This is a genomic window from Nocardia sp. NPDC004718, from assembly GCF_053601535.1.
On record NZ_JBSGCA010000034.1, the window covers coordinates 39,845 to 59,319 of the forward strand.

Annotated in this window: 23 protein-coding genes; 9 read left to right on the forward strand and 14 right to left on the reverse strand. The window is 66.7% G+C overall.

Annotated features, from left to right (window positions below):
• Positions 1 to 339 precede the first annotated feature (339 nt).
• The gene (locus tag ACWEH3_RS24215) at positions 340 to 1,536 is read left to right on the forward strand and encodes a hypothetical protein (protein ID WP_450019577.1); all 1,197 of its coding nucleotides are present in this window, start codon (positions 340 to 342) and stop codon (positions 1,534 to 1,536) included.
• A 9-nt stretch (positions 1,537 to 1,545) separates the two neighbouring features.
• Here ACWEH3_RS24215 and ACWEH3_RS24220 read toward each other — a convergent pair whose 3' ends face one another.
• From ACWEH3_RS24220 to ACWEH3_RS24240, 5 genes are all read right to left on the reverse strand, one after another.
• Positions 1,546 to 2,292, reverse strand: coding sequence for a DUF6882 domain-containing protein (locus ACWEH3_RS24220; protein WP_450019575.1), 747 nt, complete (start codon positions 2,290 to 2,292; stop codon positions 1,546 to 1,548).
• 282 nt (positions 2,293 to 2,574) lie between these two features.
• Positions 2,575 to 3,420 (reverse strand): LLM class F420-dependent oxidoreductase, encoded by an 846-nt coding sequence (locus tag ACWEH3_RS24225; RefSeq protein ID WP_450019573.1) that lies wholly within the window; start codon positions 3,418 to 3,420, stop codon positions 2,575 to 2,577.
• 69 nt (positions 3,421 to 3,489) lie between these two features.
• Positions 3,490 to 3,912, reverse strand: a complete 423-nt coding sequence (locus ACWEH3_RS24230) for a hypothetical protein (RefSeq protein ID WP_450019571.1) — start codon at positions 3,910 to 3,912, stop codon at positions 3,490 to 3,492.
• Between the two features lie 414 nt (positions 3,913 to 4,326).
• Positions 4,327 to 4,533 carry a DUF397 domain-containing protein gene (locus ACWEH3_RS24235; protein WP_450019569.1) on the reverse strand — a complete coding sequence of 69 codons (207 nt, stop codon included), beginning with the start codon at positions 4,531 to 4,533 and terminating at the stop codon, positions 4,327 to 4,329.
• On the reverse strand, positions 4,523 to 5,449 hold the full coding sequence (locus tag ACWEH3_RS24240) for a helix-turn-helix domain-containing protein (protein ID WP_450019567.1): 927 nt from the start codon (positions 5,447 to 5,449) through the stop codon (positions 4,523 to 4,525). The genes ACWEH3_RS24235 and ACWEH3_RS24240 overlap by 11 nt, the downstream gene beginning before the upstream one ends.
• A 251-nt stretch (positions 5,450 to 5,700) precedes the next feature.
• Here ACWEH3_RS24240 and ACWEH3_RS24245 point away from each other — a divergent pair, with 251 nt between their 5' ends.
• Together ACWEH3_RS24245 and ACWEH3_RS24250 are read left to right on the forward strand one after the other, a co-directional pair.
• Positions 5,701 to 5,898, forward strand: coding sequence for a hypothetical protein (locus ACWEH3_RS24245; protein WP_450019565.1), 198 nt, complete (start codon positions 5,701 to 5,703; stop codon positions 5,896 to 5,898).
• A 100-nt stretch (positions 5,899 to 5,998) separates the two neighbouring features.
• Positions 5,999 to 6,190, forward strand: coding sequence for a hypothetical protein (locus ACWEH3_RS24250; RefSeq protein ID WP_450019563.1), 192 nt, complete (start codon positions 5,999 to 6,001; stop codon positions 6,188 to 6,190).
• Between the two features lie 324 nt (positions 6,191 to 6,514).
• On the opposite strand, the gene ACWEH3_RS24255 is transcribed toward ACWEH3_RS24250, so the two are convergent.
• Together ACWEH3_RS24255 and ACWEH3_RS24260 are read right to left on the reverse strand one after the other, a co-directional pair.
• Positions 6,515 to 7,354, reverse strand: a complete 840-nt coding sequence (locus tag ACWEH3_RS24255; protein WP_450019652.1) for an alpha/beta fold hydrolase — start codon at positions 7,352 to 7,354, stop codon at positions 6,515 to 6,517.
• Between the two features lie 238 nt (positions 7,355 to 7,592).
• A complete protein-coding gene (locus ACWEH3_RS24260; RefSeq protein ID WP_450019561.1) occupies positions 7,593 to 9,074 on the reverse strand; it encodes a phospholipase D-like domain-containing protein in 1,482 nt (493 codons plus the stop codon).
• Positions 9,075 to 9,322: 248 nt separating this feature from the next.
• On the opposite strand from ACWEH3_RS24260, the gene ACWEH3_RS24265 reads away from it, so the two are divergent.
• On the forward strand, positions 9,323 to 9,475 hold the full coding sequence (locus ACWEH3_RS24265; RefSeq protein WP_450019559.1) for a hypothetical protein: 153 nt from the start codon (positions 9,323 to 9,325) through the stop codon (positions 9,473 to 9,475).
• 819 nt (positions 9,476 to 10,294) lie between these two features.
• Here ACWEH3_RS24265 and ACWEH3_RS24270 read toward each other — a convergent pair.
• From ACWEH3_RS24270 to ACWEH3_RS24285, 4 genes are all read right to left on the reverse strand, one after another.
• A complete protein-coding gene (locus ACWEH3_RS24270) occupies positions 10,295 to 10,552 on the reverse strand; it encodes a hypothetical protein (protein WP_450019557.1) in 258 nt (85 codons plus the stop codon).
• 157 nt (positions 10,553 to 10,709) lie between these two features.
• Positions 10,710 to 12,035: an ADP-ribosyltransferase gene (locus ACWEH3_RS24275; RefSeq protein WP_450019555.1), complete on the reverse strand. Its 1,326-nt coding sequence runs from the start codon at positions 12,033 to 12,035 to the stop codon at positions 10,710 to 10,712.
• Positions 12,032 to 12,352, reverse strand: a complete 321-nt coding sequence (locus tag ACWEH3_RS24280; RefSeq protein ID WP_450019553.1) for a WXG100 family type VII secretion target — start codon at positions 12,350 to 12,352, stop codon at positions 12,032 to 12,034. The genes ACWEH3_RS24275 and ACWEH3_RS24280 overlap by 4 nt, the downstream gene beginning before the upstream one ends.
• 32 nt (positions 12,353 to 12,384) lie before the next feature.
• Positions 12,385 to 12,678: a WXG100 family type VII secretion target gene (locus ACWEH3_RS24285; RefSeq protein WP_452358387.1), complete on the reverse strand. Its 294-nt coding sequence runs from the start codon at positions 12,676 to 12,678 to the stop codon at positions 12,385 to 12,387.
• A 557-nt stretch (positions 12,679 to 13,235) separates the two neighbouring features.
• On the opposite strand from ACWEH3_RS24285, the gene ACWEH3_RS24290 reads away from it, so the two are divergent.
• From ACWEH3_RS24290 to ACWEH3_RS24310, 5 genes are all read left to right on the forward strand, one after another.
• Positions 13,236 to 13,745, forward strand: a complete 510-nt coding sequence (locus tag ACWEH3_RS24290) for a threonyl-tRNA synthetase editing domain-containing protein (RefSeq protein ID WP_450019549.1) — start codon at positions 13,236 to 13,238, stop codon at positions 13,743 to 13,745.
• 333 nt (positions 13,746 to 14,078) lie between these two features.
• The gene (locus tag ACWEH3_RS24295) at positions 14,079 to 14,732 is read left to right on the forward strand and encodes a TetR/AcrR family transcriptional regulator (protein WP_450019547.1); all 654 of its coding nucleotides are present in this window, start codon (positions 14,079 to 14,081) and stop codon (positions 14,730 to 14,732) included.
• A gap of 44 nt (positions 14,733 to 14,776) precedes the next feature.
• Entirely contained in the window at positions 14,777 to 15,193 is a 417-nt protein-coding gene (locus tag ACWEH3_RS24300) for an acyl-CoA thioesterase domain-containing protein (protein WP_450019545.1), read from the forward strand.
• Between the two features lie 64 nt (positions 15,194 to 15,257).
• Complete coding sequence (locus tag ACWEH3_RS24305) at positions 15,258 to 15,734, forward strand: N-acetyltransferase family protein (RefSeq protein WP_450019543.1); 477 nt, start codon at positions 15,258 to 15,260, stop codon at positions 15,732 to 15,734.
• Position 15,735: 1 nt separating this feature from the next.
• Positions 15,736 to 16,557, forward strand: a complete 822-nt coding sequence (locus ACWEH3_RS24310) for a hypothetical protein (RefSeq protein ID WP_450019541.1) — start codon at positions 15,736 to 15,738, stop codon at positions 16,555 to 16,557.
• Between the two features lie 12 nt (positions 16,558 to 16,569).
• On the opposite strand, the gene ACWEH3_RS24315 is transcribed toward ACWEH3_RS24310, so the two are convergent.
• Genes ACWEH3_RS24315 through ACWEH3_RS24325 form a run of 3 tightly spaced genes read right to left on the reverse strand, consistent with a single transcriptional unit; the run spans position 16,570 to position 19,468 of the window.
• Positions 16,570 to 17,541, reverse strand: coding sequence for an SCO2521 family protein (locus tag ACWEH3_RS24315; RefSeq protein ID WP_450019539.1), 972 nt, complete (start codon positions 17,539 to 17,541; stop codon positions 16,570 to 16,572).
• A 1-nt stretch (position 17,542) separates the two neighbouring features.
• Positions 17,543 to 18,553 (reverse strand): SCO2522 family protein, encoded by a 1,011-nt coding sequence (locus tag ACWEH3_RS24320; RefSeq protein WP_450019537.1) that lies wholly within the window; start codon positions 18,551 to 18,553, stop codon positions 17,543 to 17,545.
• Positions 18,554 to 19,468 carry an SCO2523 family variant P-loop protein gene (locus ACWEH3_RS24325; RefSeq protein WP_450019535.1) on the reverse strand — a complete coding sequence of 305 codons (915 nt, stop codon included), beginning with the start codon at positions 19,466 to 19,468 and terminating at the stop codon, positions 18,554 to 18,556.
• Positions 19,469 to 19,475: the final 7 nt, after the last annotated feature.

Consider the following 19,475-nt stretch of genomic DNA (forward strand, 5'->3'; position numbering starts at 1 on the left):
CCACATAGCGTTCACGCCCTGAGCACGCCCGCGGCCGCGTATCCGACCGCCAGGAACGCGTGCACGACCGAGACGAGCGCCTTGCCGAGTTCCGCCGTCGGGTTCGCGCCGCTCCGTGGCCGCGACAGCGACCACTTGTCGGATCAGCTACGACCAAGCGCCGGACCCGCGGGATGCGGACAATCGGAGCGGCTTCCCTCCGCTCGCCGCGAACTCCGAGCCTTACACGAGACCCGAAACCACCCTCCCATCCCGGCGGCCCGGCCGCACCGCCCCGACGACCCGTAGGCGCACGCGCGATGATGGAACGGAGCCGATGACCATCGAGAGGACCGACGGATGTACCGTCTGAGGCGCTGCCTGGTCGCGGTGGTCGTTCTGTTGGGAGCCGCCGGATGCGGGAACACCGAACACGAACGGCCGCCCGCCCGCGGTGAAATCGTTACCACGACGCCCCTGCTGAGTCTGCCGCCCGAGCAGACCGCCGCGCTGTTGACCAACGGCGGAATCTCCACTCCGGTCCGCAACGGCGTCGACGCCTTCCGCATCGAGTACCGGACGATCACCCCGCACGGCGACCCGACCACCGCCAGCGGGCTGGTGGCGCTGCCGCGCACGGACTCCCGGCGGCTACGGGCGGTCAGTTACGAGCACGGAACCATGACGCTGAAGAGCGACGCGCCGTCGGTCGACACCCGCAACCTCCCCGATCGGCTGCGTACGGTGGCCTTCGCCGCCGCGGGCTACGCGGCGACCGCACCGGACTACTTGGGCCTCGGGAACGGTCCGGGGACGCATCCCTACACCCATGCGCCCTCGGAGGTCAGCGCTTCGGCCGACCTGTTGCGCGCTACCGCTTCCCTCGTGGCCCAACAGCGCCGAGAGCTCGATCCGGACGTGCTCGTGACCGGCTTCTCCCAGGGCGGCCACGCCGCGATGGCGCTCGGCAAGGCACTGGCCGCCGGTGCGATCCCGGGCTTCGGGGTCGCCGCCTTGGCCCCGATCAGCGGACCCTACGACTTACGGCACGTCCAGGCGCCCGCCGCTTTGGACGGGCGGGTCCTACCGGGCGCGGCGGTGCTCTTCCTCTCCTACTGGATCACTTCCATGAACCGGATCCACCACCTCTACGACGATCCGACCGACGCCTTTCAGCAGCCCTACGCCGACAAAGTCGAAGAACTCTTCGACGGCTTCCACACCGAGATCACCGTCGTGACCTCGCTGGCGCCCACCCCCGGACAATTGCTGGCCCCCGGGTTCATCCAGTCCGCCGCCGAGCCGACCGGCGCCACCGCGTCGGCTATCGCGGATAGCGACGGCACCTGCGACTGGACGCCGCGGGTGCCCGTCCACCTCTACGCTGCCCGCGGCGACCGCGCCGTGCCGTATCCGAATGCCGAGCACTGCCTGCAAGCTCTCGGCAGCGGCAACGCCACGCTGCGGGACCTGGGCGACGTGGACCACGCCGGAACGGCCCGGGTGGCCGTCCCCGAGATCCTCGGCTGGTTCGAGCAACAGTTCCCGCCGAGCTGACCGGGCGGATCACGCCGGTTGGGGCTGCGATTCGCAGGGCGCGTCGATCCCGTCCATGACGATCCGGATATCGAGGTTCGCGATCCGGCCCGAAGCGTCGAACTCGACCTCGCCGGCGAGACCGTCGTCGCCGAATTCCAGCAACCGGTAGTCGTCGAGGAATTCGGTGTTCAGTCCCCGCCGGGTGAGGTAGCTGTACACGGCACGCCGGTGATCCGTCAGTGGCAGTGCACCGAAGCCGTGCGCCAGCACGCGAGCCAGGCTGGAGGGGGTGGGCGCGGGCAATTCGAAGGCCGGGTGGTCGACGAGGAACGCCACGCAGGCGCCATCGATGACACCGCAGTAGGAGTGCCAGCGCCCACAGACGATCTTCGCGGCATCCGCCATCAAACCGGCCACCTGATAAGGCTCCGGCGCCGCGCCCCCGACGGCCACGGGCAGTTCGGCCGAACACAATTCGGCGACGCGGTAGCGGGACCCGAACTCGCGCACCGTCTCCGCCGCGCGCAGCAGCGACGGCGGGTAGCCCCACGGGTTGACCCATCCCCACAACCACGTGTCGGCATCCGCCGTTCCGAGCAGGTGAACATCGGTGCACACGAAGGAGCCTTCGTCGCCGAGGAATTCGAGCCGACGTCCGTCCAGGTCGGCCTCCAACACGTGTGCGCCGAGCACCTCCTCGAGGTGCATGCGGTGCTCGAGCGACAGCAAGCCCGCGTCATCGAGAAGTCTCGTCAGTGGCACGGATTGGAACACCGCGTCAGCGTAGTCAACGCGAAGCCGTCGCTCCGCTTCCGGACCGGCTGTGGTGCCGTGCTCAGCCCCGACCGGCCGTGCGTCCCGGCAGCGGGTGCGGCAGGAAACCGTCTGCGAAGAACATCATGCAGCCGCATTGGTCGCACCGGTAGGCATGCTGCTGGACCACCTCTTGGCCCAGTTCGCTGGGATCGATCCGGCGCCCGGCGGGCAAATCGCTGATTCGGCTCTGATATGGAAATTTCGACGTCACGGCTGGGACACGATACGGCCGGTCGCGCTTCACACCGGGCGGTCGTGCAGCTCGGCCATCGTCGCCTCGACCCGATCGAGCTCGCGCTCGATGACGCTGCGGTGGGCCGATGGCAACCAGAACAGCACGCGGTCGACTCCCGCTTGCTCGTAGGCTTCGAGAACCTGGAGGTCATCGGCGGGTGCGCCCATCACAACGACGTCGATCGGGCGATCGGCCCGCGTCCGCAACTCGGTGATCCGCTCGATGATCCCGGGGCCGTGATTGGGCATCCATGCGTCGCCGTACTCGAGCACGCGATCCAGCACCGTCGGGCCATTGCCGCCGACGAGGATCGGCGGGTGCGGCCGCTGGATCGGCTTGGGATCACTCCAGATCCGGTCGAACGAGATGTACTCGCCGTGGAACGAGGCCTCGTGCTGCGTCCAGATCGCCTGCATGGCCCGGACGTACTCGCCCATGCGCCGCATCCGGGTCCGCGGATCGGTGCCGTGATTCGCCATCTCCTCGCGGTTCCAGCCTGCGCCGATGCCGAAGTCGAACCGGCCGCCGGACAGCTGGTCGAGCGACGCGACCTCTTTGGCGGTGATGATCGGGTCACGCTGGGCTACGAGCGCGATACCGGTCCCGACCCGCAGCGCTTTCGTCGCGCCCAACGCGTAGGCACTCGCCACGAAGGGGTCGTAAGTGTGCGCGTATTTTCGCGGCAGCGGCGGCGCGCCCTTCTCGCCGTTCCATGGCGTGTCCCGCGCCGCCGGGATGTGCGTATGCTCGGCCCACATCAGCCACCGATGGCCGCGCTCCTCGACGGTTCGAGCGAGCTCCGCGGGCCCGAGGCCGTCGTGGGTCGGGAAGTAGGCTACGCCAGCATCCATTTGCTGCAAGTTACCCGCCGCACTCGGGACCGCCAAGGCGACTTGCCGCGGCCGTGATGCCCGGCTTCACTACCCGGGAATGACGTACTGCACCTGAACCGAATCGGGCGAGTGGAAGATTTCCTTTGTGGTGACGGACAACTCGACGTGGCCGGGGCCGGAGGGGATGGTGGCGGAGTTGTACCAGGAGCCGACCAGCTTGATCGTGGTGTTCCCCCGCGCGCCGGTGTCGATGTTGTGCCAGGAGACGTAGGCGGTGGTCGCGCAGGTGCCGATGCCCTCGAAGGCGCTGGTGAGGTGAAGTCCCTGGGAGGAGTCCTGGTCCACGTTCCCGCGAATCGTGCCGTAGCACAGACCCGCTTCCGTCGCCGTGGTATAGAGGACCGGGAGGTTGACGGCCTCGGCCGAGGCGGTACCGGCGAAGACGACCGCCGGGGCGCAGGCCACTACGGCGGCAGCGGCGGTCGTGGCCAATTTGGTGACTGAGCGCATGAACTTTCCCCTCTGAGTCTGCACACTGATCGACATGCCCGGATGCCCGGCTGCCGGGCCTCGGTACCGAGAGTTCGAGAACACCGGCCCGGCTGCACGTCTTATCCGTGATCAACCTCTAGTCGTTACGCCGCACAGCATGTACCGCAGATACAGCATCGACCCCGAAGGGATTACGAGCCGAAGCTCGAGCGCATCACTGATATCACAGCGGCGAGACAAGCGATAGATAGTAGCTTTTCGAACCCTGCGCAGGTCGTCACCGTCTCCTGAGCGTTGGGGCACGCGCACGATCAGCGATGGGTAGCGATGAGGCGTCGTAGTGCGGCCTGGGCGGGTGGACCCCTTATTGCTGGCCGCAGAAGCGTACCTACTGCGGTCCTCGATGAACACCGGCGATCGAGCAGGCGGAGCTCAAGATCGGTCGAACTCGCCGTCCCGCGCGACCGACAGAAACGCATCCCACTCCGAGGGCGTGAACACCAACGCCCCACCGTGAGGATTCTTCGAGTCACGAACCCCCACGCGCCCGCCGTGCAGATGCGCGATCTCGACGCAGTCACTACCGGCGGAACTACGAGTGCTCTTGAACCAGCGCGCTCCGGATAGATCAACGGACACAGTCGAACTCCTTCGCTGCCCGCCGCAACAGGCGTTTGCTACTCGGCACGTCCAACGCTACCCGCTGCATGACCTCGATTGCAGCCCGATAGCGGCGAACAGTGCCTGGTCGCTCCAGATAGATATCACCGGTGTAGCTCTGGACGTAGACCACCGATGGCTCCAGCACCCGCCCGTCGTTATCTGCCGCAAAGTCCAGAATCGTGAACGGTCCGGTGGAAGTCCCCAGCGGATATCCTGCCCCGAATGGAAGCACCTGCACGCGAACATTCGGCGGCAGGTCCGCCAGGTGCCGCAACTGCACCGACATGACGCGAGGGCTGCCGACCACTCGCCTGGTCATTGCTTGGTCCAGCAACAGCATCGCGTTCAGCGGGGCGATATCGCGGGTGATCAACCCTTGCCGGTTGCGACGAACCCTCACCCTCCGCTCGATCTCCTCGGCGGTATCCATCGGGAAGTACACCCGGTCGAGCGCACGCGCGTACTCGGGGATCTGAAAGATGCCGGGCAGCAGATCAGTACGGTAGCTCGTGAGATGGGAGGCCGCCGCCTCCATCTGGATGTAGGCGTTGAATGTCGGATTCACTTGATCGGGAAACTCGTCCAACCACGACGGCGTCCTCCCCTGTGCAGCGAGCGATTTCAACACCGGCAGCATGTCCACCCGCTGATACAGCCTGCACAGCCGCCGCAGATCTTCCTCCCGGACGACCACGTTCGGCGCACCGGTTTCCAAACGGTGCAGCGTCCCCGCCCCGCGCCCGATGGCCCGCGCCGCCACTTCGATGGACAATCCCGCCTCCTGCCTCATGCCGCGCAGGCAGCGGCCGAGGCTGCGGTGTGGAACGCCTCCCGTCCCGCGAATGTCGGCTTTGAGCTGCCGAATACCGGCGCCCGCATCGCTCTCCCCCATGCTGTTTGCTCCCTTCCGTGGAATATTCACACCCACTGACTGGAATGTTCCGAAAGTCATTGTGGAAGGCGGTCTTTCGCCCCACCGGAGGCTATTGTGCAGAGTCGCTGGAAGGTGTCCAGGGCTTTCGCCACTTTCTGTCGCGAATTTGCGCGGGAATATCCATACGACCCGCATCCGGTGCTCCACTGACCGCGAGATCGGCGCGGCGTGACTCCCCGTTCGCCGCCACTCGGACAGTGGGAGGACACATGACCAACGCACTACCGCAACGCGTCCCGTTCCCACGGGCTCGCGCCCCCTACAAGGGCGTGCCGCTGCCCGTGCTCGAGCGCTACGCCGATGCGCTGCGGCATTGGGCCGACACACCCGAACGTCCCGGAGGCGGGGTGCCGACCCCTCCCCCGCCTCCGGTGACCGTCACCGAAGCCCTGTCATGGACCGAGTGACCCGCCACCAGGCCGTCCGCGGGCGAAGGCCGTGACCGTGCGCCACTACCGCGTCACAGTGCACTGCTGCGGCCCACACTGGCTCATCCACGTGCCTGCCGTGAACCGCTGGACAGTGACCGGCGACAAGTCGGCGATCCCGTCCACCGCCAGCCAGATGATCACGGCGACAACCGGATACGGCGACCACCCGCTCGAACTGGACCTCATCGCAGGCAGAGCGCTGCGCGACGCCGAAGAGTTCGCGGTGGGATGCCAGTTGTCGACGCGATGGCACGCACCGACGGGATAGGTGAGCTACTCGGCGTTACGCTCGCGTCGGAGCGCAGGCCGGGCCCCACATGTACGCATCCTGTTCTGCTCGGCATCACCAGGCGACGCCTCGAGTTCGACACTCCATTCGACGAGGAGCCACCCGAAATTCATCGGTGCAGTGGAGGTCGTGTACACGCTCCTGCGGACGCCCTGTACTCGGCATGATGGTGCGATCGGCCGGCGTCGGACGCGCACTACTGCTCGTCGATCTTCCGAGGTGCCGCGCCGGGCCGGTTCGGTCAGCGCGATCAGCGGCATTATGGTGCGTGCCGCTGGCTCAGGATGCCTCCCGGCCGGGCGGTTACAGGGCGAGCATGGCGGCAGCGACCTGGTCGGCCGCCGCTGGGCGCAGAGCGGTACCCATGTCGTCGAGGACGTGCAGTCGCGCCCCCGGGATTTCGGCGGCGAGGACCTCACCGTTGCCGACCGGGAAGAACGGGTCTGCGCGACCGTGCACCACGAGCGTGGGCACGTCGAGTTCCCCGAGCCGCTCCCGCCAGCGCGGGGCGCAGTCGATCCGGGAGAACACCATCCCGAGCTGGTTCGCCTGGTGCACCGCGGGATCGCTCGAGGGTGTCCGATCCCAGATTCGGGCCGCCGTCTCCAGCGCCTGCTGCGGATCGTTGCCCATCAGCGCGGCGCCCTCGGCGGCGAACGCCGCGACAGCATCTCGGTCGGTCCAGTCCGGCCGTGGGCGGGAGAACAGCGCGCCCATGACCGCGCGGTCGTGGTCGGGCAGGTCCTCGTCGACCGGGCCCGGCGCCACCGGCCGGGTGCCGACGAGAGTCAGTGCGCAGAACACGTCCGGGTGGTCCAACGCGGCGACCTGAGCGACCATCCCACCGACGCCGACACCACCGAGATGGGCGGTCCCGGCACCGAGCACACCGGCCAGCGCGGCCGCGTCGGCCGCGAGATCCCGCAGGTCGTATGCCGGATTCTCCGGGTCGAGGGTCGTCGACGCGCCGGAGTCACGCAGGTCGTAGCGGACCACGCGCCGCCCGCCCGAGGCGAGCCGCTCGCACAGCACGTCGGGCCAGGACAACATCGTCGTGCCGCCGACAAGCAGGACCAGCGGATCGTCCTCGCGACCGAAGCTCTCGATGCCCAGATCCACACCGTTCGCCCGTACCGAGGTCATACACGGTCTCGTCATGCCTGGACTCCTGTCTGTCGGTATACCCAACGGTATTGACGACAGATTCACCCGAAAATGATCGGTGCAGCCGAGATCGCGTCCACACTCCCCCGATCACCCGGAATCGGAATTACCGTGCGTTCAAAATATGATCGGCCGACCGCCGTCACCGCATCTGGAACGACGTTCAGCGGTTGGTCGCTGTGATCCGCGGACGCAGCTGTGCGGCGTGCCGTGTACGTCAGCGCACCCCCACCGCTGTCTTCAGCCTGCGGATACCCCGGATCAGCAACGGGTTGTCCCGCAGGCGCGGTGGCGTGCGTTCGGGATCCATCAATCCGTTGTCCGCCAGCGGGCTGTCTTCGTCCTCGACGGTCTCCGCCTCGAACCGCACCAGGGTCCGGCCGCTGCCGCGCAGGGCCTCGACCGTGCGCAGCAGCGACGACGTCTCGGCGAGTGTGGCGTCGAACTTCGCGGGTTCGGCATCGAGATGTTCGCAGATCAGCTGGCGCCGGATACCGAGAATGGTGTCCCGCAGCAGGTCACCTTCCTCGGTGGCGGGGGTGACCTCGACGGCCAGGTCGCATTCGGTGTCGAAGCCCATCGAGCGGTTGTTGAGGTTCGACGATCCCACCCGCAGCAGCCGATCGTCCACCACCAGCACCTTGGCGTGGACGTAGATCGGCGCGCCCGCCTCGGTGACGGGGTAGTAGACACCGAACCGGTTTTCGGTATCGGCCTTCCATAACAGATGGAGTAAGCGGCGGCGAGCCCCATCCATCGCCTGTCGCTCGAGCCAGCCATCGGCGTGACGCGGCAGTACCAGCACGACCTCCGGACCATTCGGCTCACGTAGCCGCGCGGCGATCGCCTCGGCGAGAGTGCGCGAGGCCAGGTACTGGCTCTCGATGTACAACGACCGCGTGGCGCCCGCGATCGCCGCCAGATACAGCGCCTCGACCTCCCTGACTTCGGCGCGGTCGGCGAGCTCTGGGAAGGTCCGCACGATACCAACATCCACAGACCGCATCGTCGGCTCCAACCCCTCCGGCCACGGCGTGTCACCGGCGATCTCGTCGACCGCGGCCAACTGCTGTCCCGTCGCAGCCTTCCACCGGGCCCGGGCCAATTCGCCGATCGCCTTCGCCGCGTCGCCGTCGACGGCGGTGGTCGCGTCGTGCCATGGTCCGTACCGGTTGCCGTTCGGCTCGGTGCGGTAGTGGTTGTCGTCCCGATGGTCGCTGGTGTCCCAGCGATCGACGGTCATGTCGATACCACCGCAGAAGGCGAGCGCGTCGTCGATCACCACGATTTTCTGATGGTGCGCTGAACCGATCGGGTGCGCGCCATCGATTTCCAAGTGCAACCGCCGATCGGTCATCCAATTGACAACGAAGATCGGTGTCATCCCCCGGCCGATCGCCGCGAACGCGCCGACATTCCACTTCAGCAGGTAGATGTCGAGATCCGGTCGTTGTTTCGGCAGCCAGGACAGGAATTTACCCAGCCGATTCGGCCCTTCGAGAGTCTTCTCCTGCGGCTCGAACTTGATCCGGGTATCGAAGTCCCAGCCGATCAGCACAATGCGTTTACGGGCCTGCAACATGGCGGACTTGGCATAGCGGAAATAGTCCGCCGCGTCGACAATGCATGCCAGCCGGTCGGCCCGTGCGATCTGCCAGCAGGTTTCGCCGGGTATGAGGATTTGTCGCTCGTCGCTCATGGGTAGTCAGTTCTCTCGTCCAGCCGGACACCCGCATCGCAGGTGACCGATTCACAGTACTGCGCGGTCGCTCACCTTCTCGGTGAGCATCGTCACCGCGATCCCGTTCCGCCCTGCTGGTCCGCGACTTCACGGAATCGGTGTGACGATGCAACCTGCACACGCCCAGCAGAGGACGACCTCACCTCCTCATTCCCTTGGGCTGGGATGCCGGGGGCCAGGACTGCCTGCGGCGACTCGTCCGTTCCGTGCCCCGCCAACTGGACCCGGATACGCGAGTGGTAGTGATCGCCTCCGAGGGCGAGGGCGACGAGACGGCCGACTCGACCGGTGACTTCGTGCGGCACCTGCCGACGTCCATCGCCGACGTGTGGCCTCGATTATTGGATCTCACCTTTTGAGTTTCTGGGCAGCCGGGAAGCGCTACCGAGCGGGCTTTTTCGAAGACGAGATCAACGACGCGCTGGCGGCGATTCGAAAAATCGCAGGATGAGAGCTTTCTGTCCCGATCACGCAACGCCTGGCGGAGTGGAATCGGTTCGAGCAAGACGAGCAGTCTCCGAAGCGCCGCCAGGGCGCACACGACTCCGGATGTACCGTCGGCGCGGCGACGCACCTATGCTGCGCGAAGCGTCGCCCTGCCGGGACCAGACCCCGACGCAGCGATGAAAACGGTGATCACGCGGACGGCGGCGAAGTCCACCGCCGCTATGCGGGCACGGGTGAACCGGCTGTTGAACGTGACCACGCGCGGGCCGCGTTCGCGTTTCAAGACAGCCGGTCGAGGAACCTGCTGACCTCGGCGGCTTCGCCGCTCCCGGTCGTGGGCAGGCGCAGCAGCTCGAAGTTGTAGCGTCGGCAGGTTTCGTTCTTCAACGCGTCGCTGAAACTTTGAAGGCGGGTTGTGGGAAATCGTCGCGATGTACCGGAGATACAACGTCGACCTGAGGCAATTACGCACCCTCGGCGCGGGCCGGGTCAGCCCCTGGTTCAGCGACCCCGATCGCTGGTGGCACGAAGAAGTCTTCGGGTAGGACTCCATCCGGCCAACTGATCCGGTTCACGTCGACCATGTCGTCGGGGGCTCGCGGTCCGGGTTGGCGGGCGGCGTGTAGACGACGTGACCGCATTTGGTACAGATGTGGAGGCGGCGCCGGGCCGTCGGCCTATAAACAGGCCAGCGACCCGACGCGTCTACGCCCCGAACCGGGTTCGCGGGATCACCCCCAGTACTCGCCGCGCTTCTTCCGCTCCTCCACTTCGGCCAGGTATGCGGCTTCCTCGTCAGTGCCCAGTTTGTCCTCGTCGCCGAACCGGTCGCGCAGATGCTTGCGCTTCTCGGGTGGCACGGCGTCGCGACGGGCGTTCCATGCCGCGAATCCCGCTTTGATCTTCTCCAGCTCTTCGGGAGAGATATCGTCGTCGCCAGGGTATTCACCCGGTGCGTAAAAAATCTTTCCTCCGATTCTTTCGGGCATTGCCAGGATCCTCTCTATTTGGGCAATTCTCGCATTTGAATGACGGTACGACCATCTGGTCCAGGAAATTTGTCGACCACGCGGAACGGAGTGTCGGTTTTGAACACGACTTCCAGCTCTTCTGGAACGCTGGAATAATGGCCGATGTAGCGGCCGTCTACCGACCAGATCTGCATCTGGACGTGAACGGCGTTTCGACAACCGTGGAGCCCGGCTCGTACCGTGCCAGCTGCTCTGGTGTGAGATCGACTCGCCGGGTAACTTGTCCCTCGTAAGCGGGACATTTGTCCAATGCGGCGTTCATCGCGTCGCGCTCGGCTATCTGTGCGGGGGTCAGCGGCTCGCCGGATCGGATGGCGTTGTTCAGTGGTGCGCTGTCTCCGGTATAGCGGCCGATCGTGTCGATATCAGCCCGCGGCAGATCCGGTTTCGGGATGCCTTCGGGGTGTTCGATCTTGGGTAGTTCGATCGGGTCCTTTTTCGGCGGCCCGACCGGATCGGGTTTGACCGGCAGGCGCCCGCCCGGCAGAGCTTCCAGGTCCCGCACGTGCCGAGCGATATCCTCGTCCAGCTTCACCCCGGCCGCGATCCTGCGTTCGGTCTGCCATTGCTCGATCATGAGCCGGATCGGCCGGGCATACCGCGCACAGATCGCAGCGGCGCCGGCCACACCGACAGCCGCGGAGACGCCGAAGGTGATCCAGCTCGAGGCAATCGAGATGGCCGCGTTGATGGCCAGCTCGGTCAGCAGCGCATCCCGAATCGCCTCGAGTTGGGTTTTGAGGTTGGCGCGTAACTCATCCAGCGCGAAACGGTGGTCGCGGCAGGATTGCGCCAGATCGTTCATCGCGGCGATCACCGATTCGGCGGAAGCCTTGACCGTGCGCAGGTCTTCATCGATGAACGCCACTTCGGGTGCGGTGAGCGAATCGAACGCAACCGCCGCGGCTTCGAGCGCGGCCGGGAACGATGCCACCGCTTCGGCCGCGGCGGTCCGCGCCCACGTATCGCCCGCGTTGGAGATGGTCGTGGCGTTGCCGTCCGGCACGATGATGCCGATCATCTCGGCAAGCCCGATTCCCTCATCGACCAACCCGTTTCCGGGACCGCCGGCCGAGGGCAACGGGATCCGGCACACCACCACCGGAGGCAGGAACGGCGCGGGCTGGGCGGGTGGCGGCGCTGTCTCACCGATGGTTGCTTTGTGTTCGGCCAACTCGTGGTTGTAGCCGATGGTCTGCAATATCGTGGCGTAGTCGTGCGCGGCGGTAGCGATTTTCGATACCATGCTCAGAATGGCAGCGGCCCGATTGTCGTAGGACTCGCCCCACTTCTTCGCATCCGAATACGAGCCCGCCATATTCGTAGCCATGGCCATGTTCGGCCACTCGTCATCGATGGACATCCAGAATCGCGACGCGGCATCGGCTAATTTCTGCGCGGTGTCGTAGTAGACCGGCACCGACACGTCGAGCACGGTCACCGCGGGATCCCGTCACCACCGCTACCGCCACGCCCGAGGACGGCCAGATTGGCCGCCACGGCAGCTTCGTACTCTTTGCGAGCGGAGGCGGCGGCGGACTTCATCCTCGCGAGCCCGTCACGGATCTTCGCAGCGGCAGTGGTCCACTCGGCGTGAGCCAGGGCGTGAGCTTCGGCGGCTTCACCGTTCCATGTTCCTTTCAGAGCGGCTATGCGTTCGTCTATCTCGACCAGGGAATCGGCCACAAATCCGTTCAGGCCCTCTATTCGGGCGGTTACGGATTCCAGGTGCGCGAGATCGACGCGATACTCGGTCACGGGTTCTCCCAGCGGTTTCGGTTGGATCGCGGTCAGATCGGGGGCAAGCTCAACGAGCTGTACTGGTTCGCGGCCTCCGTATCGGCGGCCGCGCTGCGGTCGACCACCACGCCCAGCAAGTCGGCCATGTCGGCCAGCGCTTCGAATACCTCGAGTGCGGCACCATGGGTCTCGTCCCACGCGCCCGCGTATGCGCTGGCCGCCGCGCCGCGCCAGCTCGACATGAGCCCGTCGACTTCGGCACTGGCCGAACGCAACCCGCTGATGAGGGCCTGCGCGGTCTGTTGCACATAGCGCCCCGCATCGGAGACGGTTTCAGGAACCACGGTGAACGTGGTTGTGGCGGACGGGTCGTACGTCAACTGCTATGCCCTCTCATCCCCCCCACAGGATGGTTTCGAATGGTTGGACGCACCGGACAGTCATTCGGTTCCATCCGAAACTCAAACTCTCACACCGGGTCTTCCGGCCCAAAACCGAGTGTGATGTACGAGCCTCGCCCGACGGGCGGATCGCCGCGAGGGCGGCTCCGGGATCCGCAGGTCGAAGCAAGTGCCGACGGGCGAGTGCCCGAGAACATCCCGATTTCGTAACACTCCATGGGCTCATCGACGGCTTCAGGTCGGTCAGCGGCGACCTGTGCGATGTCGGGACGGGGCGCGGATCTCGGCGTCAGCGGCCTTGTCGGCGCGCACGGTGTAGATCTGAGTGTTCGATGTGGTCGACACCGCGGCAGGCTCCTCAGTCCGAGTGGTGGCCCAAGCCCTCCAACCGAGGGAAGGCGCCGGGGCGATGGTCGGCCTTTATAGTTCACACCGCAGCCGGCCATCAAGGGCGATGACGGTTGGCTGGTTATCAGATGGTTTCCAGGTAAGGACTCGGCGTGAACATATTGAGTCAACGTTGTCGAACACTCAACTATGCCGTAACCACTCCCAGTTCCGCCGCGATGCCGCTCGAGCCCGACATACCCGGGGTGACGCACGAATTCGGCGAGTGCCTGCTTCTTCTCGTCGGTGTCGAGCGCGGAGACTCGACGTTCGCCCGCGCCGCAGCCAAGGCGATCCGCCGTATCGCGCGCAAGACCGACACTACCTGGATCGTCATCAATGGCTTCTCGCATCTGACCCGGCCCGGTCACGAATGCGACACCACGACGGCCAGAACCGTGCTCGCCCAGATCGCCGAACACCTGCGCGATCACGACTTCGCGGTGCACATGATGCCATTCGGCTGGAACAAGACCTGGCGCATGGAAGTACGCGACGGCGAGTGGGAGCAGCGTATGACCCGCTTCCCGCCGATTCATGCCGACCGCAACGATCTCGCCCGGCTCGAAGGCGTGAGAGCTGAACACTCGAGATCCGAGTCCCGCGCGTTGACGAGCCCGTGACCGCCGGGAAGTAGCGGGCGCGAAGCGCACCTCCCTCGCGGCCGCGCCGGTGCAGGAAGCGAATGTACGAATCGAGCTCCTCGAGTCCGAAACGGCCGAGTTCGTGCCCGGCGACGACGGCGCACCGAAGGGCGGCCCGAGCGGTCCGAACGGACCACCGCGGTCCGCCTCCTCCCCGCGCCGTTGCGTGACTGGTGCGGAATGTCATTCTCGTCATAGGAAATTGTAGTCTCTCAACTGGGCGGACACGGCGGCCCGAGAACCCCGACGCCACACCGTTCTCCGCTACAGTGCATTCATGTTCTCTCCACATGACCGAGGACCGAGGCGCCCGTGACCAGCCCGAGCGAGATACCGGCCTGGAAGCAGCGCGCCGTCGAGCGCTCCCTACGCACCGCGAAGTTGCGCGCCGAGGAGCGCGTGCAGCGGTTCCTGGACGCCGCCCAGGCGATCATCACCGAGAAGGGCAGCACGGACTTCACCGTGCAGGAGGTGGTGGACCGCTCACGGCAGTCCCTGCGCAGCTTCTACCTGCAGTTCGACGGCAAACACGAACTGCTGCTCGCCCTCTTCGAGGATGCCCTGAGCCGCACGTCCGACCAACTGCGCGCCGCCGCCGACGGCCACACCGACCCGCTGGACAAACTCCAGGTGGCCGTCGAGCTGCTGTTCGAGCTGTGCCGGCCGGATCCGTCGGCACAACGCCCGCTGTTCACGGATTTCGCACCGCAGCTGCTGATCTCGCTTCCCGATCACGTGAAGGTCGCGCACGCGCCGATACTGGCGCTGTTCACCGAACTGATGGACCTGGCCAAGGACGCGGGCCAACTGCGCCCGGAGGTCGATTCCCGCCGGACGGCGACCATGGTCATGCAGACCGTCATGTTCACCGCGCAATCCGCGGAAGCGTCCGACGACGAGACTCAGCATCCGATTACCGCATCCGAAGTATGGAACTTCTGCGCGCACGGTTTCGCTCGCGGCTGAGAACTCTATTCTCTCAGTGAAGAGTTGAACTTACACTGGGGTGCATGCCCGATCTGTGGAGTGATCTCGTCTCCTGCCTCGACTTGTCCGTGACGCCCTCCGGCGACGAGGCCTGCTTCGAGGGCCGCAATCTGCGGTTGCTCTACAGCCGGGTGTTCGGTGGTCGGCTGCTCGGCCAATTCGTCCGGGCGGCCACCGCGGGCGTCCCGGACAAGTCGATCAAGTCCCTGCACACGGTGCTCGCGCGCGAGGGCCGCGTCGACGAGCCGATCCGCCACCGCGTACACCGCCATCACGGGGGCCGCTCCTTCGCCACGCTGTCGCTGATCGCCGAGCGGTCCGGCGGCGTCGTTGCGACCGCCTCGGTCTCCCTGCACGCCGAGGAACAGTGCCCGCACCGGCAGTCCATCGCCGCGCCGCCGGAGCTGCGCCGGGGAACGATTCCGCTGGTTCTACACTGACCCCGCTCGGTGAGTGACGTTTAAGCTGGAATCGGACGGCCTATGCCCTGGCAGTAGGGAGCGGATGAACATCGCCAAAGCGCCTCAGCCGGAATACCGGCGGGCCTGCTTCGCCGATCTCGAAGACATCGCGGCCATCGAGGCCGAGGTGTTCGCCGAGCCGTACCTGTATCTGATGCTGCGCCAGCTGTTCGACCTGCACGGATCCGAATGGCTGGTCGTGGAGGTGGACGGCACGGTGATCGGTTACGCGCTGACCCTGGAGAAGAAGGGCCGGGCGTTGCTGTTCACCTTCGCGGTGGCCAAGAGGCACCAGGGCGGAGGGTACGGGCGCGGCCTGCTGAGCCGCACACTGCAGACGTGCCGGCAAGTGGGAGCCGAAGTGGTGTACCTGACCGTGCGGCCGGACAATCAGCACGCGAGCAACCTGTTCAAACGAGCGGGCTTCGAGTTCGTCGAGCACGACGACCGGTATTTCGGCCCCGGCGAGCCCCGCGACGTTTTCGAATACCGGCTGAAGGGCCGACCGCTAGACTCGTGACATGGGGGAGATCTCGCCCTTCGTCGCATCCGTCTCGACTCGGATCACAAGGCGCGCCGACGAATACACCGCCGAACTCGATCGGGGTGAGCGCTCCGAGCAGACCGAACTGGAGCAGTTCGCCGCGCACGCCGAGGCTATTCTGGCCGACTACGACCCGCCCAGCGCGCGGCGGCACTCCGATTCCCTGGTGTTCCGGCACCTGTACGCCGCCGCACGGCAACCGATACCCGACGAGGCCGGCTGGCGGGTGCCGAGCGCGATCCCGGCGGCGCTGCTGGCCGCGGAACTCGAATTCCGCGGCCCATTGCGGCTGAGCAGTCGGCAGAACACCATGCTGGCCGAGGTGTACGAGCAGTTGGGCGCTCAGCTCTCCGCGGCGCGTCTGCCCGGTCACGCCGCTCTCGCCTATCGCAGAGGCGCCGCGCTGTACCGGATGAACGAGGACGACGAAGCCCAGGACCGCTGTGGTCTGCGCTTGGCGCGGGCGCGCACGCTCGCGCTGCCGCCGGGCCGGCGACGGTGGACCGGACAGCTGTCGTATGTGCTGTGCGGCTACGGATACCGGCCGTTCTGGCTGCTCGGCTGGGTTGCGGTGCAGCTGGTGCTGTTCACCGTCGCCGCTTTGGCCCTGAACGGCAATCCCTCGCCCGCCGCCACCGTCTATACCTGCGTGACCAGCTTCATCAATCCCTTGGGCCCCGGTGACACCGAGGATCTGCGCCCGATCGCCCGGCCGTTGTTCGCCGTGGAAGCGTGGATGGGCACGGTTTCGATGTCGGTGTTCTTCGCGCTGCTGGTGCGCAAGTGGTTCCGGATGTAGCGCGACGCGGCGCTACCATTCGGCGTCGAAAGCCTTGTGCCGCAGCGCGTCCAGCGTCGCGATGGCGATGCGGTTCTGCAACCGTGCGACGAGGGCGTTCCACTGGCGGGACAACCCGGGATCCGTCTGCAACTTCTGCCACAACGTCCGCATCGATGCCGGAGTGTGCGCTCCCGGCATCCACAGTCCGGTGAGATCCTCCAGCACGGGGGCGAGGATGTCGGTGCGTTCGCGACTGTGCGAGGGGAAGCGGTCGGCTTCGGCAAGCGCGTCGGTGACGACGGTCAGCAGCCAGTCGTGCGCGGCCAGGTCCTCGCAGAACCGCTGCGCCTCATGCAGATCGGCCTCGTTGCGTACCCGCATCCGGACGGTGCGCACGGTGGCGTCGTCCAGGTGCAGCTTGGCGGTGGGGCCCGCGCCACCCCCGATCCAGGCAACCCAGCGCAACCGGGTGGCGCCTGTCCGCACCGGCGGCTTCTGGTCCAGCCTGGTGTCGGCGCGCAGGCGAGCCAGCAGCCGCTCGCTGATGGAGGCCAGGTCCAGCGTCTCGGCGCCGACCGGACCGGTGAGATAGCCCTCGGCCAAAGCCTCGGAGCTGCCGCTTCTTTCGGGCAGGCGGCTGATGACCTCGGTCACGCCCTTGCGGCTGAGGTAGTGCGACCACGTCTGCCTGCGCCGGTTGGCCGCGCGGACCACCTGGGTGCGCGCACTGGACTGCAGCACGCGGCCGCCGGACAGGACCGCGCTGGTCGCCACGGTCCCGACGATGTGGGCGGTCTGCTCGCCCACGGCCAGATCGCAATCGACGCCGACCGCGGTGGTCGGCGACACCGCCAGCGTGCCCGGCCGCTCCCGCCATCGCACCGTGCAGCCCGGCATGAGCGCCAGCAGATCGCAGGCCTCGGGTCCGGTCAGCGCGGTCGCCGACGGAAGCAGGCAGGTGCGTACTTCACCGAGCACGACCAAAGGCGTGGTCGAGGCCATATCAGGCTCCGTCGAGCAGCAGGTGCGAGAGCCGCTCGCTCACCGCGCGCGGCACCGGCACCGGTGGCACCTCGTCGCCGCCACGGGCGATGGTCTGTTCGACCACGTCGTCGTCGAGATCGAGATGGTCGAGCACCAGCCGCACCGCGTGCTCGATCCCGATGTACCGCTTGGGCAGCATCGACAAGGTCTTGTAGGCGGCGAACGGCGCGGCGGACGGATTGAGCCGCACCACCGGCGGAATGTCGTGCCAGCGGCGCGGCGTGAGATCCTCGCGACGCCATGGTTGCGGATCCACCACGGCGGCACCGTGGTAGCGCAGCATACCCAGCCGCAGCAGATGCCAGACCGCGGCCAGGAACGGGCACGACCAGCGCGTCACCGCCACCCCGTCGACGACGTGCTTGCTCCACAGTTCCACGTCGAGGAAGATCGAATGCTCCCGGCGGCCGAATTCCTCGGGCGGCTGATAGATCCGTTGCCGCATGGCCTGGCCGCGTTCATCCTCGGAGGACCGCCGTCCGTTGCACAGCCAGCCCGACTCCGCGGTCGGCGGCCTGCGGCCGGTGCTCGGCGGCGCGGGCTCGGCGACGATGCGCGCGGCCACCATCTCCGCCACGGGAATCGGCTCACCGAACGCCACACCGTCGACGAACCGCGAGGCCCGCCAGCAGGCGGACTCCCGGGCCAGATAGTCGATGACCAACCCGGCTTCGTCCGCGGCGCCCAGCAGCTTGGTGAGGATAGCGGCGGGGTCGGTGTCGGGCTGGAAGTAGTCGTCGATCAGGTAGCAGGTGCTGACCCGGGCGTTGGGCCCGAACTGCACCTTGGCCGACTCGGTGAAGGCGGATACCAGCGGGACGATGCGGCGGAACTCCGCGCCGACCCGTTCGATGTCGGAGCTGATGTCGTTGAGATAGAAATGCCCGACCTCGATCGACAAGTGCGACAACGGGACCGGAGCGATTCGCGGCTGTTCGGTGGCCTCGCTGTAGCCCTGTGTTTCCCCCATCTACAGCCTCTCCCAGGTCGCGTTGTCGACCAGTCGTCGAGCGAGCTCGGCATAGGCCTGCGCGGTCTGCTCGTTGGCGATCTGGGCGTTGACGTCGGCGTCGAGAATGAGCTGTTCGCGCCGTTGCAGCACGGGCTCGATCGGGGTCGAGCCGAGCACCGCCGTCGTGCCCAGCCGTTTGGCGGTGGCCAGCCGCCGCAACGCGGTGTCCTGCTCTTGCAGCCACGCCGCCTGCGCCGGGCGCTGGGCGACACCGTCCCAGTTGGCGTCGGGCACCGCGGTGCGCACGTAACGCACCGACCCGAGCAACTCCTCCGGGTCGTGGCCGCACTCGGCTCCGGTCTTCAGCAATCCGTGCGAGCCGTACACCAGGCCGGCGGCGGCCAGGATGTGCTGGCGCGTCCAGCGGTGGAAGATCAACCATCGAGCGGTCAGCCCGCGCAGTTGCGGCAAGGCGGTCGCCTGCAACACGATCTGCAGCGCCGCGGAACGGCCCGCGCTCAGATCCACGAACACCACCCGGAACTCGTGATCCAGCGCGACCAGCAGTTCCGCGCAGCGCTCGACCACCGCGTCGTCGTCGGTGAGGAATTCGGCGCCGCCCTCGTCCCCCGGCAGTAGCACCAGCCGTCCCGAGTTGGGGCCGATCCGGCGCAGTTCCGGCCGATCGGTCGCCGCGCCCACGTCGACGCGGGCGACGGTTCCGCTCTCGCCGAGCAAGTAGGAATGCACGCCACCGCTGGGCACGCCGCGTTCGGCCGCGCCGATCTCGAACAGCGCACCGGCCGTGGGTGAGCCGAGGTCGAAGTCGGCGTAGACGACGTTGAGGCCGGAACGGCACAGCCGGTAGGCGATATTGCAACTGGTCACCGACCGTCCGGTGCCGCCCTTGTCGGAGGTGGAGAACACCAGCACGATGCCA

Excerpts from the sequence above, each read along its gene's own strand:
- ACWEH3_RS24215 (WP_450019577.1), top strand. The coding sequence starts at position 340 with ATGTACCGTCTGAGGCGCTGCCTGGTCGCGGTGGTCGTTCTGTTGGGA.
- ACWEH3_RS24225 (WP_450019573.1), bottom strand. The coding sequence starts at position 3,420 with ATGGATGCTGGCGTAGCCTACTTCCCGACCCACGACGGCCTCGGGCCC.
- ACWEH3_RS24230 (WP_450019571.1), bottom strand. The coding sequence starts at position 3,912 with ATGCGCTCAGTCACCAAATTGGCCACGACCGCCGCTGCCGCCGTAGTG.
- ACWEH3_RS24240 (WP_450019567.1), bottom strand. The coding sequence starts at position 5,449 with ATGGGGGAGAGCGATGCGGGCGCCGGTATTCGGCAGCTCAAAGCCGAC.
- ACWEH3_RS24245 (WP_450019565.1), top strand. The coding sequence starts at position 5,701 with ATGACCAACGCACTACCGCAACGCGTCCCGTTCCCACGGGCTCGCGCC.
- ACWEH3_RS24255 (WP_450019652.1), bottom strand. The coding sequence starts at position 7,354 with ATGACCTCGGTACGGGCGAACGGTGTGGATCTGGGCATCGAGAGCTTC.
- ACWEH3_RS24260 (WP_450019561.1), bottom strand. The coding sequence starts at position 9,074 with ATGAGCGACGAGCGACAAATCCTCATACCCGGCGAAACCTGCTGGCAG.
- ACWEH3_RS24270 (WP_450019557.1), bottom strand. The coding sequence starts at position 10,552 with ATGCCCGAAAGAATCGGAGGAAAGATTTTTTACGCACCGGGTGAATAC.
- ACWEH3_RS24300 (WP_450019545.1), top strand. The coding sequence starts at position 14,777 with ATGCCCGATCTGTGGAGTGATCTCGTCTCCTGCCTCGACTTGTCCGTG.
- ACWEH3_RS24305 (WP_450019543.1), top strand. The coding sequence starts at position 15,258 with ATGAACATCGCCAAAGCGCCTCAGCCGGAATACCGGCGGGCCTGCTTC.
- ACWEH3_RS24310 (WP_450019541.1), top strand. The coding sequence starts at position 15,736 with ATGGGGGAGATCTCGCCCTTCGTCGCATCCGTCTCGACTCGGATCACA.
- ACWEH3_RS24315 (WP_450019539.1), bottom strand. The coding sequence starts at position 17,541 with ATGGCCTCGACCACGCCTTTGGTCGTGCTCGGTGAAGTACGCACCTGC.
- ACWEH3_RS24320 (WP_450019537.1), bottom strand. The coding sequence starts at position 18,553 with ATGGGGGAAACACAGGGCTACAGCGAGGCCACCGAACAGCCGCGAATC.